The sequence below is a fragment of the Stenotrophomonas sp. SMYL41 genome (assembly GCF_036319965.1).
In the GTDB taxonomy this organism is placed as follows: Bacteria; Pseudomonadota; Gammaproteobacteria; order Xanthomonadales; family Xanthomonadaceae; genus Stenotrophomonas; species Stenotrophomonas maltophilia_R.
Genome location: NZ_JAWIRX010000002.1, coordinates 266,735 through 280,477 on the forward strand (window position 1 = coordinate 266,735; position 13,743 = coordinate 280,477).

The 13,743-nt window shown below is 65.7% G+C and carries 12 protein-coding genes and 1 pseudogene; 4 read left to right on the plus strand and 9 right to left on the minus strand.

Annotated features, from left to right (window positions below; genetic code table 11):
• Window positions 1-82: 82 nt before the first annotated feature.
• Together V3B30_RS03630 and V3B30_RS03635 are read right to left on the minus strand one after the other, a co-directional pair.
• Window positions 83-2,170, minus strand: coding sequence for a TonB-dependent siderophore receptor (locus V3B30_RS03630; protein WP_315973628.1), 2,088 nt, complete (start codon window positions 2,168-2,170; stop codon window positions 83-85).
• Window positions 2,171-2,296: 126 nt separating this feature from the next.
• Window positions 2,297-2,941: a TetR/AcrR family transcriptional regulator gene (locus tag V3B30_RS03635; RefSeq protein ID WP_262083362.1), complete on the minus strand. Its 645-nt coding sequence runs from the start codon at window positions 2,939-2,941 to the stop codon at window positions 2,297-2,299.
• An 82-nt stretch (window positions 2,942-3,023) separates the two neighbouring features.
• Here V3B30_RS03635 and V3B30_RS03640 point away from each other — a divergent pair, with 82 nt between their 5' ends.
• Window positions 3,024-4,547, plus strand: a complete 1,524-nt coding sequence (locus V3B30_RS03640) for an FAD-dependent monooxygenase (RefSeq protein WP_262083361.1) — start codon at window positions 3,024-3,026, stop codon at window positions 4,545-4,547.
• Window positions 4,548-4,554: 7 nt separating this feature from the next.
• Here the strand turns inward: V3B30_RS03640 and V3B30_RS03645 are convergent, their stop codons facing one another.
• From V3B30_RS03645 to V3B30_RS03670, 6 genes and pseudogenes are all read right to left on the minus strand, one after another.
• The gene (locus tag V3B30_RS03645; protein WP_100475213.1) at window positions 4,555-6,258 is read right to left on the minus strand and encodes a PAS domain-containing sensor histidine kinase; all 1,704 of its coding nucleotides are present in this window, start codon (window positions 6,256-6,258) and stop codon (window positions 4,555-4,557) included.
• A gap of 378 nt (window positions 6,259-6,636) precedes the next feature.
• On the minus strand, window positions 6,637-6,885 hold the full coding sequence (locus V3B30_RS03650; protein WP_262083360.1) for a hypothetical protein: 249 nt from the start codon (window positions 6,883-6,885) through the stop codon (window positions 6,637-6,639).
• A 120-nt stretch (window positions 6,886-7,005) separates the two neighbouring features.
• Window positions 7,006-7,245 (minus strand): annotated as a pseudogene (locus V3B30_RS03655) (hypothetical protein); the annotation flags it as partial.
• Between the two features lie 123 nt (window positions 7,246-7,368).
• Complete coding sequence (locus tag V3B30_RS03660; protein ID WP_100473231.1) at window positions 7,369-7,638, minus strand: hypothetical protein; 270 nt, start codon at window positions 7,636-7,638, stop codon at window positions 7,369-7,371.
• 102 nt (window positions 7,639-7,740) lie between these two features.
• Entirely contained in the window at window positions 7,741-8,217 is a 477-nt protein-coding gene (locus V3B30_RS03665; protein ID WP_262083359.1) for a hypothetical protein, read from the minus strand.
• A 92-nt stretch (window positions 8,218-8,309) separates the two neighbouring features.
• The gene (locus tag V3B30_RS03670) at window positions 8,310-9,548 is read right to left on the minus strand and encodes an NADH:flavin oxidoreductase/NADH oxidase family protein (protein ID WP_262083358.1); all 1,239 of its coding nucleotides are present in this window, start codon (window positions 9,546-9,548) and stop codon (window positions 8,310-8,312) included.
• Between the two features lie 89 nt (window positions 9,549-9,637).
• Here V3B30_RS03670 and V3B30_RS03675 point away from each other — a divergent pair, with 89 nt between their 5' ends.
• Window positions 9,638-10,117 carry a MerR family transcriptional regulator gene (locus tag V3B30_RS03675; RefSeq protein WP_262083357.1) on the plus strand — a complete coding sequence of 160 codons (480 nt, stop codon included), beginning with the start codon at window positions 9,638-9,640 and terminating at the stop codon, window positions 10,115-10,117.
• A 16-nt stretch (window positions 10,118-10,133) separates the two neighbouring features.
• Here V3B30_RS03675 and V3B30_RS03680 read toward each other — a convergent pair whose 3' ends face one another.
• Window positions 10,134-11,345, minus strand: coding sequence for an MFS transporter (locus V3B30_RS03680; RefSeq protein WP_100473227.1), 1,212 nt, complete (start codon window positions 11,343-11,345; stop codon window positions 10,134-10,136).
• A 219-nt stretch (window positions 11,346-11,564) separates the two neighbouring features.
• Here V3B30_RS03680 and V3B30_RS03685 point away from each other — a divergent pair, with 219 nt between their 5' ends.
• The gene (locus V3B30_RS03685; protein WP_014037656.1) at window positions 11,565-11,822 is read left to right on the plus strand and encodes a hypothetical protein; all 258 of its coding nucleotides are present in this window, start codon (window positions 11,565-11,567) and stop codon (window positions 11,820-11,822) included.
• A 35-nt stretch (window positions 11,823-11,857) separates the two neighbouring features.
• Window positions 11,858-13,537 carry a type IV secretory system conjugative DNA transfer family protein gene (locus V3B30_RS03690; protein ID WP_100473226.1) on the plus strand — a complete coding sequence of 560 codons (1,680 nt, stop codon included), beginning with the start codon at window positions 11,858-11,860 and terminating at the stop codon, window positions 13,535-13,537.
• Window positions 13,538-13,743 lie beyond the last annotated feature (206 nt).

Here is a 13,743-nt window from a genome sequence, read left to right on the forward strand (position 1 = left end):
CAAGGATACCTGAATTGGGGTGGTCTGCCGTCCGGGCAGGCGACCCGCTGGCAGGAGATGCAGGCGACGTAGGTGGCTCCGATCAAAAGCTGTAAGCCGCCTGCACATACACCCGCCGCGGCTCGCCCGGGAAATGCCCATTGCGTTCGATGAAGCCGCTGGCCGCATACACCTTGTCGAACAGGTTCTTGACGTTGGCCTGGAACTGCCACTGCTTCCACGTGGTCTTCCAGCTCATGTCGAACACCGTGTAAGCCTTGACCGCCTGCCCATCCAGGCTGACACGCTCGCCCACATGGTCGGCGCCGAAGCCAATGGCCGAGTTGATCGATGGCAGGTCGTAGCGCGTCCACAGGCCGAGCTTGTTGCGTGGCGCGTTTGCGAAGCGGTCGCCGGAGGCATTGGTGATGCCGTTCGGTCCGGCATCCTTCACCCGTGCGTCGTTGTAGGCGTAGGTCAGGTTCACCACCCAACGCTCGGTCACGTCGGCCAACAGGTCCACTTCCATGCCCGTGCTGCGTACCAGGCCCAGTGCAGCGAGTTGGTTTACCCCGCCGATCACCTCGCCGGTAGCCTGCACGATGTTGCTGCGGTCGATGCGGTAGGCCGCCATGTTCAAGGTCACGCGGTCGGCCAGCAGGGATTTCATGCCGACTTCCCACTGCCTGCTGCGCTCGGCATCGAACGGCCCGCCGGCTGCGCGGTTCTGGTTGGCGGCACTCTGCGGCACGAAACCACTGGCGACGTTGGCATACAGGTTCAGGCCGTCGCGCACGGTGAAGGTACTGCCCAGGCGCCAGCTGAGATCGTTGCCATCCACGCTGCTGCCACCCATGCGGTCCTCATCCTTGAAGCCGTCCCAGCGCAGTCCGGCCAGCACGTGCCAGCGCGTGCCCAGTGCCAGCTCATCCTGCAGATAGCCGCCGTAGCGCTTGCTGCGGGTGGCGGTGCTGCGCCAGGGCAGAGTCGCCAGGTTGTAGTCGTGCCAGGTGCTTGCGCCGTAGACCGGGTTGAACAGATCGATGCCGCGCACTGGGCCGGCGCCGCGTGCCAGGTCGGCGCTGTTGGCGGTCTGCGCGGTGAAGTCAGCGTCGAGCTGATACACGTCGGCACCGAACAGCATCTTGTGTTCGATACGGCCGGTGTTGATACGCCATATGGCATTGCCGCTGGCGGTGAAGGCCTCGTTGTCACGGATCTGGTTGCGCAGCTGGCGCGTCATCCACTCGGCCACGCCGTCGCGATCACGATCAATCAGCCCCATCGGCTCGTGGTACATCTGGTGCTCGGTGTTGCTGAACCAGCGCGCGGCAATGTCCACGTCGAGGTTGTCGCGCGGTGCGAAGCGATACTGCGCCAGTGCGACCTTGGCGCGCATGTCGAGGAAGTCACTGGCCTCGTTGTGGTTCCAACGGCGGTCGGTCAGGAAGCTGCCGGCATCGTTCACCGGCACGCCGCGCAGGCGGTTGCCGCCCAGGTTCTGGGAGATGTCGGTGAACTGCAGCACCAGCTCGCCGGTCTGGCCAACGTCGAAGGCCAGCGAGGCATCGCCGATCACGCTTTCGCTGTCGGCATTCCAGCGCACGCCCTGCTCGCTGTCGGCATACAGGCCGGCGCGATAGCGAATACTGCCGTTGGCATTCAAGGGGCCGGTGCCTTCGATCGATCCGGCGCGGAAGTCCTTGTCGCCTGCCTGCAGTTCGATGCGGCGTTCGGCGCGCGCCTTGGGCTTGCGCGTTACATAGTTGATGACACCGCCTGCATCACCACCGCCGTACAGCGCACCGGCCGGACCCTTCAGCACCTCCACGCGTTCGATGTTGAACAGTTGCGGCACCGAGAAGCCTGCATAGGGATCGCCGCGCAGGCTGTCGTAGAGCACGTTCTCCTGGCGGAAACCGCGCAGGGTGACGCCGGCATAGCTGAAGAAGCTGATGCCGCTGATGCTGCGGTACAGATCGGTGACCTGGCGCGCGGCCTGGTCGTCGATCAGCTCGCGCGGCACGACCTGGATCGACTGCGGTACCAGTTCCAGCGGGGTATCGGTGCGGGTGCCGACGGCCGCATCGTTGGCGCGGTACAGGGTCTGCGCGCGGCCCCGGACTTCGACCTTGTCCAGCTCCTTCGGGGCGTCAGCGGAGGCCTCGGAGGCCAGTGCATGCGTAGCCAGGGAAAGGGGCAGCGCCAGGCAGAGTGCGTGCTTCAGCGGGTTTGGAAGGGGCATGAGGAGTCCGGGTCGATTGCAAATGAGAAAGATTAGCATTTGCAACACTTCGAAACCTATCCCCCGAATGCGCTATGGACGCAGGCCCGGGTCGGTATACGGGGTACCAGCCAAGGCCACCAGCACGCCGGTACCGCCCCGCACGATCAGCTGCAGCATCGCCTTGCGCGGATCCTCGCCGGCCTGCTGGCTAGCCAGTCCTTTCTCATAGGCCGCCACCATCGACGCCAGCAGCATCGCCGCGCCCAGGCGTGCCTCGGCGTCATGCGTCGGCCGGCCGGCAGCGTCGGCCATCAGCTGCGCCAGGTCGTCGGCCAGCAGTGCCTGCAGCCGTCGCGCGTGCGCCACCAGCACCGGACTGTCGGCCACGGTGGCCCAGAAGGCCGCTGCACCGGAGTTGATCCGCAACAGGGGATGTCCGTTGTCGAGCAGCTCCCTCACCAGCGACTGGAAGGCGGCCAGCGGGGTCATGCCACGGCGCGCCGCCATGCCTTCGCGAAGCAGGGCCCGGGCCTCCTCATCGCGGTCGAATACCAGGTCTTCCTTGCTGGCGAAGTAATTGAAGACCGTCTTGCGCGACACCCCGGCCGCATCAGCGATCTCGGACATGGACACCGACTCGAAGCCACGACGGATGATCAGCTCGGTGGCGACGTCCGAAATCGCTTGTCGGGTCTGGGCCTTGCGTTGTTCACGACGGCCAGGAGGCGGGGTCATGGGCGGCTCGCTTGTAAAAACATACACCGAGTGTAACATTTGGCCCGCCAGAGCGTCGACCCGGCGCTCACAGGGAATTCCCATGTTGTACGACGTCGTCATCGCCGGGGCCGGCCCGGTCGGCCTGTTCCTGTCCTGTGAGCTGGCCCAGGCCGGCTGTTCGGTCCTGTTGCTGGACCAGGCAGCGTCGCCCGAGACAGCCTTGAAACGCCTGCCCTTAGGCTTGCGCGGCTTGAACGCTCCCACCTTGGAGGCCCTGGATCGACGCGGCCTGCTGGATGCGGTCGCCGCCAGTCAGGTACTGAAGCCGGGCAACGGCGCACCGCCGCCCGGCACCGCCCATTGGCTGGCGCAACCGCGGCCGCTGGGCGGCCACTTCGCCGGCATTCCCTTTGCGCTGGACAACGTGGACAGTGCGCGCTGGCGCCATCGCCCGCCGACGCCGGTGCCCACCCAGATGGCGGTCGAACTGCAGTCGCTGGAGGCGGTGCTGGCCGAGCGTGCGGTGTCACTGGGTGTACAGATCGAGCGTGGCTGCACGGTGCAGGCGGTGCACGCACGCGAAGCACAGATGGAGGTCCAGACCGGTCGCGGGCTGATGCGGGGGCGCTGGCTGGTCGGTTGCGATGGCGCCCGCAGCACGGTACGCAAGCAATCGGGGTTCGTGTTCGCAGGGACGGCGCCGGAGTTCACCGGGCACACGCTGCAGGTCGAACTGGCGGACCCGTCGGTGCTCGTCCCGGGGCGTCAGTTCACCGAACACGGCATGTGCAATTTCAATCCGCCGGGCATGCTGGCGCTGGCCGATTTCGACGGTGGCGCCGGCCATCGCACGCCGCTGGACCGGCACACCGCCCAGGCGCTACTGCGGCGTGTGTCCGGGCGAGAGGCAACGATCACGGCGTTGCATCTGGCCACCACATGGACCGACGCCGCGCGCCAGGCCACGGCCTATCGCAGCGGCCGCGTGCTGTTGGCCGGTGATGCCGCGCACATGCATTCACCGTTGGGCGGGCAGGGGCTGAACCTCGGCATCGGCGATGCGATGAACCTGGGATGGAAGCTGGCCGCGGTGGTGCGAGGTGATGCCGCAGAGTCGCTGTTGGACAGCTATCAGGCTGAGCGCCATCCGATCGGCGCCCGGGTGCTCGACTGGTCACGTGCGCAGGTGGCGTTGATGCGGCCAGGCCCCGGGTCGCGCGCGCTGGCGGCGGTCATCGCCGACCTGGCCGCGACCCGCGACGGTGCCACCTATCTCGCCGAGCGGCTGTGGGGTGTAGCACCGCCACCGGTGCTCGACGGCAGCCATCCGTGGGTTGGCCGAAGCGCGCCGGACGTCCAACTGGCTGATGACCGTCGCATGGGAGAGCTGTTGCGTGCGGGGAAGGGCGTGCTGCTGGGGATCGACGCCGACGCTTCGCTCGGCCCGGCTATCGATCGCTGGCAGCAGTCGGTTCCCTGCGTGATGTCCCTGGCGCGCGATGCGATGGGACTGGGTGCGTTGCTGGTCCGCCCTGACGGTATTGTGGCCTGGGCCTGCGATGCTGGCGGCGACACGTCGGGGATCGAGTCTTCGCTGGAACGCTGGTTCGGTTCGCTGCGTTGACCGCCCGCTAGGGCGACGCCACCACGGCCTGCGCGCAGCGCCCGGCTTCGGTCATCACCGAGGCCAGCTGCTTCAATGAGTAAGGCTTGCGCAGCAGGGTGAAGCCATGGCCAGGATCCCGGGCCAGCAGCTCGCTGTAGCCGCTGGTAAGGATCACTGGAAGCCCAGGCAGGCGGCTGCGGATGGTACGGGCCAGATCCAGGCCGTTCATGCCAGGCATCACTACGTCGCTGAACACTACATCGAAGCGGGAGGCATCCCGTTCGAGCTCCGCCAGGGCCTCGTCCGCATTGTGCGCAAGTACCACGTTGTAATCGAGCTCGCGCAGGGCGCCGACGGCAAATTCGGCCACATCGACGTTGTCTTCCACAACCAGCACGCAGACACCATGACCATGCTGCAGCCCCGGTAGCGTCGCCGGCCGTTCCGTCATTTCTCTCGCCTGCGCCAGCGGCAGGTACAGGGTGAAGCGGGTACCAGCACCCGCCTGGCTCTGCACGTCCACCTCGCCTTCTGACTGCTTGACGAAGCCGAACACCTGGCTGAGGCCGAGGCCGGTTCCGGCGCCGACGCTCTTGGTGGTGAAGAAGGGCTCGAAGATGCGGTCGACGACGGCGGGGTCAATGCCTGCTCCGGTGTCGGTCACGCTGATCGCGGCGAAGTCGCCCTTCATCGGTGCGGCGAAGCGCACCGAAGGCACGGCGGTTACCTGCTCCACCTCGATGGTCACCCTGCCTTGTCCCTCGATCGCATCGCGCGCATTGACCGCGATGTTGATCAATGCAGTGTCCAGCTGGGTCCGGTCCAGCAGCACCGGCAGCGGCGTGCCGGGCAACGTCAACGACACCTGGATGCGTGCACCCAGTACCGTGGTGATGATGTCCGAAAGCGCGTGCACGCTCTCGCAGAGATCGAAGACCTCCGGCGACAGGCTCTGGCGACGCGAGAACGCAAGCAGTTGCGCGGTCAGCTTGGTGGCGCGGTCCGAGGCTGTGGCAATGGCCTGGATGTAGCGGCGCCGGGTGTCGTCTGACGGCCACGTGTGCAGGAGCATGTCCACCGAACCGGTGATGACCTGCAGCAGGTTGTTGAAGTCGTGGGCCACACCGCCGGTGAGCTGGCCGATCGCCTCCAGCTTCTGCGACTGGCGCAGCTGCTCGCGGGCGCGCACCAGTTCCAGATGGGCCTCTCGCGCCTGCTCGGTGATCGCCGCGACCTGGCGGCTGTGCAAGTCGCGCTCGATCACCCGTTCGGTCTGCTCGCTGACCACGCACAGGATACCGGCGACACTGCCGCAGCCGACGCGCAGCGGTGAATAGGAAAACGTCCAGAATGTTTCGCGCAGCGTGCCGTCGCGATCCATCATCAATGGCAGGTTCTTGAAGCTGCGGCTGGTGCCGGCGAAAGCATCGTTGACGGCCTGCACCACGTCCGGCCATACGTCCGCCCAGACATCCTCCAGGCGGTTGCCCATCGCGCCGTGCAGCTTTTCCCCCAGCATCGGCAGGTAGGCATCATTGAAGAAGAACGCCTTGTCTTCCTTGCCCCAGGCAAGCCACAGGGGTTCCGGCGAATCCAGGATCATCGCCAGCAAGGTGCGAAGTTCGGCGGGGGCGCTTGCGGCAGTGGCCGAGCGGGCCCAGTCACTGTCCTGCAGCAGTCGGTAGGCGAGCTGATCAGGCGCAGAGACTGGCAGGGGAAAAGGATGCATGGCCGCCATTGGCGCAGGGAGGTGGCGCAGCATAGCCGAGCGCATGTCATGACGCCCTGCACACCGCCGGCATGAAAGGCCTCGCCACTTCGCCGTCGACGTGGCAGGGATGCACCCTTTGTTCCGCAGGTTGCCGCTATCGCGGCGCAGCGCGAAGGGAGGCGAAGCTGGCCTGATCGGCGGGTCTAGCCCTCACGACCTGCCTGCGCGGTGAGCGCATCCCGGCCAGCCTCGGTGAGATCGATATCCCCGTCTTCCGCCTGTACCGCCCATCCGGCGGTCACCGCCCACGTTGCGGCATCGCCGCGCACCGGCTCTGCAGCGGCGATTGCCTGGAGTATTTTCCGCTGTTCCGCAGTCATTCCCACGTGGCGGCCCTCAGATACCCAGCAACGACGCCGGTTGCCAGTCCGACAGGCGGGCGTGGCTGACCGGTTGATGGCAGCCGCACCCGTCACAACGGAACAACGCCCCGCCCGGAAGTTGCACCAGGTTGTCTTGGCTGGCAGAGCTGGTCGACGAGCAATGCCGGCAGGTGACCGTGAGCGCAGTGATGCGCTGCACGCTGCCTGATAGATCGAACACGGCCTCGAACGCGCGAATGACAGGGTGGGCAGTGTCCGGCATCTGAGTCTCGACAGGGTGGGGAGACCTCATCGTTGCGCGCCGGCTGTGATGGAGCAGTCAGCCGGATGCATGGGCGCGATCAAGACAGGCGCGGCAACCGGGTGTGCACCTTCGTCGGGGATTCTTCGTCTTTCCGCTAAGGTCCAGCGGCTTGTCACTGCCCTTGCGCTCGCTCGACCACACTTCCATGCCCTTGTTGCAGCGGCTCTCGCGGGCAGCGACCTCGGGCGGCAGGTCCGTCAGGTGCGGCGATTCCTGTCAGGCTTGACGCATGTTGCTGTCGTCATAGGTGGCGCAGGCGCTGAGCGATGCGAGGGCGATGGCAATGAGGGTCGCGCGGAGCGGGGGCTGCAGGTTCATGAGGGCCTCGGGTGATGCCGGGATGGCCATGGAATTCAAATCCGTGACATCGGCCATGCGCAATCGGACCAATCGTACTTGTTATTCTATAACAGATGCCCAATAGTCCGGCCCCTGCCGGCGTCAGGCGATGCAGATCATCAGCACCGTGCACAGCACCAGCATCAGCACGAACACGCGTCGGCTCAGTGCCAGGCAGGCCAGATAGGCTGCGAGCGCCCACGCTGCCAGCAGCGCGCAGGCTATCACCCATAGCCCGATACCCATCATCGAACCCGTCGCCAACGCAGACAGTGCGATGGCCTTGAACAGCGCCGCGCCCAATACGCTGCCCAGCATGCCGGCCTGCAAGGCGATGGCATCATGGCGGGCAGATGCGCGATGGGGGTGCATTGCGGGTCCGGTACGGGCCGAGAGCGCGGCGTCGGCTGCACTGTGCCCAAATGCACATCCACGAAATGTGTTCATCGCGCGCGAAGACCGCGATGAAGCCGTTCAGTCGAACTCACCCTCTGCCGATTCCAGGCGCTGCCGGTACGCTGCGCGATGCTGGTACAGGCGCTGGCATTCGGCCGACCTGTGGATGCGGCTGCCGGGTTCGTTGGCCACCGAGTCGCACATCCGCGCGATGTGGTTGTTCTCCGCCAGTTCGGTGACGAAGAACACGGCGGTGATGCCGGTGCCAAGCAGTAGGACATACAGCAGGCGGCTGAGCCAGCGCGACAGTTTCCGCTCGAAGTGCTGCTGGATGGTCAGGTCGAAGCGGATGATGCTGAGCACGATCCAGACGATGGCAACCAGGAAGCAGAGCGTGGGCAGCAGGCCGCGCCAGAGGCCTGCCTCGTATACCGACTCGCTGTAATGGACCGCGGCCCCGGCGCCTGCGATGGCGATGGCCAGCGCCCAGTTGCGGCCCAGCGATAGCAGGTCATCGAGCAGCTTTTCGCGGTTCCTGGTTGGTCCTGCTGCCACGAGGGTTCCTTCCGCCTGTTGCGACCGACGACGGGCTGCCGCCGATCATGCAGATGGTGGAGCATCGCGTCAGCGATGAGAAGCCTGTCCGCTCAGTATCCGCCTGCGCGTGCACCGATCCAGCGCCGGTAGCGGCGGGTCCGGCATTTGCCGGCGGCTTGGGCCAACAGCAGCGCCCACACCGGTGAGACACCCGGCGCGGTGGGGCGGCGCTGGCTCAACCGCCCCAGCTGGTACTTCACCGCTGCCATATGCGCGCTGGCGGCCAACGGCTTGCTGCGCCAGTCGATGGTGCGCAGGGTCGGCACCGGATCGCGTCCCTGCTGCCAGCGTTGCGGCAGATCCGGCTCGATCGCCAGCGCGGTGGCGATGCCGACCATGGCTACACCGCTGTCCAGCACCTGCTCGGCCACGGCGCGACGGCGGATGCCGCCGGTGACCATCAGTGGCATCGTCGCCACCGTGGCGATCTCACGCGCGAACTCCAGGAAGTAGGCCTCGCGTGCCAGGCTGCGTTCGTCACGTGCGGCACCGGTCATGGCCGGTGCTTCGTAGCTGCCGCCGGACAGCTCGACCAGGTCCACGCCGAGCGGCGCCAGCATTTCCACCACGGCGCGCGCATCCTCGGGCGAGAAGCCGCCGCGCTGGAAATCGGCGGAGTTCAGCTTCACGGCCACCGCGAACGTGGGCGACACGGTGGCGCGCACGCCCTGCACGATCTCCAGCAGCAGGCGCGCACGGTTGTGCAGGCTGCCACCCCAGCGGTCGTCGCGGCGGTTCGACAGTGGCGACAGGAACTGGCTGAGCAGGTAGCCGTGCGCGGCATGGATCTGCACGCCACTGAACCCGGCGCGCTCGGCCAGCTCGGCGCTGCGGATGAAGCGGGCGGTCACCTCTTCAATGTCCGCCTCGGTCATCGCCCGCGGCGGTGCGAACTGCCTGGACAGTGCGCCCATCTCCAGGGCGACGGCTGACGGCGCGAGTGCGGGTTGGCCGAGTGCGGCCGGCATTTGCCGCCCGGGATGGTTGATCTGCATCCACATCTGCGCGCCCCGCGAACGTACTGTCTCGGCCCAGGCGATGAAGCGATCAAGGTGGCGGTCGTCTTCCAGTACCACGCCGCCGGGACCGGTCATGGCGCGGCCATCGATCATCACGTTGCCGGTGATGATCAGCCCCGCGCCGCCGTCGGCCCAACGCTGGTACAGCTGCAGCAGTGCAGCGGAAGGCGCATGGTCGGCGTCGGCCATGTTCTCCTCCATCGCCGCCTTGGCGATGCGATTGCGGATGACGGCACCGGAGGGCAGTGCCAGGGGCGAGAACAGCGACATCGGACAGCTCCAGGACAGGGGAATGGCGCTACGCTAACCTTCAAGTTTGATTGAAGGTCAACGGCTTCCCATGTCGAGGGTTCAGGCAGATGAAGATCGGTGAGCTGGCCCGCGTCACGGGCCTCGCGGCGTCGCGCATTCGTTTCTATGAAGACGCGGGGCTGCTGGTGGTGCAGCGCCAGGCCAATGGCTACCGCGATTATCCGGATCAGGCGGTGCTGCTGCTGGAGCTGATCACGGGTGCGCAGCGTGCAGGCTTCAGCCTGGAAGAGATCCGTGCCCTGCTGCCGCCGGACATGGGCCAGTGGCAGCATGATGCGTTGATCACGATGCTGCAGAAGAAGGTGGCTGACATCGAGGCGTTGCAGCTGCGGTTGGCAGAGAGCCGGGCGCACCTGCTGGCCCTGATCGAGGACATCCAGGCGCGGCCGGACGGCATCGACTGTGCAGCCAATTCGCGGCGGGTGCTGGACCGCGTGAAGCGCGGTGAGCTGGCGCGGCCGACCCTGGCAGCCGGCGATACAGCGCTGCTGCGACCGGATCGCCGCCGCCGCAGGGGCAGCGACTGACGATCCGGCGCGATGTTCAGTGGCTGCCGGCGACGGCGGTCTTGCGCTTCTTGTCCAGCATCACCGCCACGCACCACAGCAGCAGGCCGCCGATCGCGGTAGCCGCACCCACGTAGCCGGTACTGGCCGGGCTGAAGCCAGCGCTGATCGCCATGCCGCCCAGCCACGGGCCGAGTGCATTGGCGGTATTGAACGCGGCGTGGTTGGAGGCCGCCGCCAGCGTCTGCGCTTCACCGGCCACGTCCATCAGGCGGGTCTGCAGCACCGCCGCCAGCGCGCCCATGGTGCCGACGGTGACGATCATCGGGCCGATGGTCCACACCGACTGCGCGGCCAGTGGATACAGCAGCAGCATCACAATCGACCACAGCAGCACCACGGCGGCGGCCTTGAAGTGGAACTTGTCCACCAGCCAGCCACCGGCGATGTTGCCGATGATCGCGCCGATGCCGAACACGCCCACCGCCAGCGGCATCCACGATTCGGCCACGCCGGTGACCTGCACCAGGGTCGGTGCCAGGTAGGTGAACACGCAGAACATGCCAGCGAAGCCGACCGCACCGATCGCCAGCGCCAGCCACACCTGGGTGGTGTTGAAGGCGCGCAGCTCGCGCATCGGTGAGGTGCGTACTTCATCCGGGTCCGGCAGCAGGAAGCGCGCGATCATCGCCACGGTGGCGATGGCCAGCACGCTGACCAGGGCAAAGGCGGTGCGCCAGCTCAGCTGCTGGCCCAGCCAGGTGGTCAGCGGATTGCCGACCAGGATCGCGATCGACAGGCCCAGCAGCACGCGCGACATCGCCTGGCCGCGCTGGCCGGCGGGACTGATCGCCGCGGCCACCAGCATCGCAACACCGAAGTAAGCGCCATGCGGCAGGCCGGCAACGAAGCGCGCCACCAGCATCGTGGCATAGTTCGGCGCCAGCGCGCTGGCCAGGTTGCCGACCGCGTAGAAGCCCATCAGCGCCAGCAGCAGCTTGCGGCGCGGGAAGCTGGCACCTACGAAGGCGAGGATCGGAGCGCCGACCACTACGCCGATTGCGTAGGCGCTGATCAGGTGCCCGACCTGGGTTTCGGAGATCGACAGGCCGCGGCTGATCTCCAGCATCAGGCCCATGCTGGCGAACTCGCTGGTGCCGATGGCGAAGCCGCCCAGTGAAAGGGCGAGGATGATCAGGGTGCGCTGACGGGGCGTCAGCCGCGCAGCCAGGGAAGAGTTGGGGCTCATGCGGGCGCGATGGAGGCGGGGAGCCAGCCATTGTACTGCTGCACCGCAACAGGAGCAGCCACGCTGGGGGTAAATCAGTGTTTGATCGGTGGTGATGCCGGTTCCGCTGCGGGATGGTCCGCCAATCCGTGCCGCTGGTGTGCATGCGCAGATGACATGCCTGTGGGCATGATGGTGGTGCAGGACACTGTAGCGTTGCTCAAACAAGGAGGCGGATCGATGCAGGAGTTCAAGCACGTGCTGGAGTCGCGCGGGCGCTATCAGCTGGTAGCGGTGTCCTACGCGCCGGTGTACGCTCCGGGCGATGTGGTCGGCCATGCGGTCGTCGCCGACGATGGGGATCGTCTGACCGACCTGATATCTCTGGCCGAAGCGCGCCAACGCTTGTTACAACTGGTGCGTGAGGAGGGCGAGGAGCCCGGGCTGGAGAACGAGAACCACCTGCGGAAGAAGGCGTCGCGCTGGCGCCACCGCTAGGCCGTCGCGCCGCGTGCGCATCATGGAGGATTCGGGTGTTGCCCAGTAAGAAGTATCCGCTCATCGCCATCATCACGCTGGCGACCCTGCTGCTTGGTTTCGTGTTTTCCGGTTACCTGACCCTGCTGTTCCTGGGGCTGGACACCCAGCTGTTCACCTGGAATACGTACTACCAGTACTTCCACGCCATCGGCCAGCCGCAGGTTGCGCCCTTCGTGGGCAAGATCAAATGGGCCGGCTACGTGGGCTTTGGCCTGCCGCTGCTGGTGCTGCTGGTGACTGGCCTGGTGCTGCTGCTGAAGAAGGACAAGCGCTCGCTGCACGGCGACGCGCGCTTTGCCACCGGTGCCGACCTTGCCAAGCACGGCATGTTCAAGAAGACCGGCCAGAGCATCGTGGTCGGCAGCCATGGTGGCAAGCTGGTGCGCCTGGATGGCCAGCAGTTCGTGATCCTGGCCGCGCCGACCCGTTCGGGCAAGGGCGTGGGCGTGGTCATTCCGAACCTGCTGGAGTACGGCGAATCACTGGTGGTGCTGGACATCAAGCAGGAGAACTTCGACCTGACCAGCGGTTGGCGCGCCAGCCAGGGCCAGGAGATTTACCTGTTCAATCCCTTCGCCGAGGATCGGCGCACGCACCGCTGGAACCCGCTCAGCTACGTCTCCGACGATCCGGCCTTCCGTGTCTCGGACCTGATGAGCATCGCCGCGATGCTATATCCGGACGGGGCCGAGGACCAGAAATTCTGGGTCAGCCAGGCACGCAACGCGTTCATGGCCTTCACCCTGTACCTGTTCGAGAATTGGGACGACGAGCGCAGCAGCGGTTTCCCGGGCGGCTCGGGCACGCCCACGCTGGGCGCGGTGTACCGGTTGTCCTCCGGTGACGGCACCGACCTGAAGAAGTACCTCAAGACCCTGTCGGAGCGGCCGTTCCTCAGTGCCAACGCCCGCTCGGCGTTCGCCAACATGCTGTCCCAGGCCGACGAGACCTTCGCCTCGATCCTGGGCACCTTCAAGGAACCGCTCAATCCCTGGATCAATCCGGTGCTGGACAAGGCGACCAGCTGCAACGACTTCCTGCTGACCGACGTCCGCAAGAAGAAGATGACCATCTACATCGGCATCCAGCCGAACAAGCTGGCCGAGAGCCGGCTGATCATCAACCTGTTCTTCAGCCAGTTGATCAACCTCAACACCAAGGAACTGCCCAAGTCCAACCCGGACCTGAAGTACCAGTGCCTGCTGCTGATGGACGAATTCACCTCGATCGGCAAGGTGGAGATCATCGCCTCGGCGGTCTCCTACATGGCCGGCTACAACATCCGCCTGCTGCCGATCATCCAGAGCATGTCCCAGCTTGATGCCACCTACGGCCGGGAAGTCTCGCGCACGATCATCACCAACCACGCGCTGCAGATCCTCTACGCGCCGCGCGAACAGCAGGATGCCAACGATTACTCGGACATGCTGGGCTACACCACAGTGCGCAGGAAGAACGTCACCCACGCCCGCGAGAAGACCCACAACTTCACCGAGGAACGGCGCGCGCTGATGCTGCCGCAGGAGTTGAAAGCGATGGGGCCGGACATGGAGGTGTTCCTGTATGAGGGCATACCGCATCCGGTGAAATGCGACAAGATCCGTTACTACAAGGACCGCTACTTCACCTCCAGGCTGCTGCCGAAGGTGGACGTTCCAATGCTTAATGTCTAATTCACGTCGCTAAATTTGTGAAATTGATTCACATTTAAGAATGTGAATTAGTGATGGAGGTCAATAATTTGGCATCTGTTCATGGATTTTCAGACTTGTCTGACATGGAATTGACGCGTGGTTGTGCGACCCTGTGTCTGTCATCCAGAAATGTGTGCTGGATGTCAAAGTTGTAGCAGTAGGGTGGCCAGGAGTTTGTGCCATGG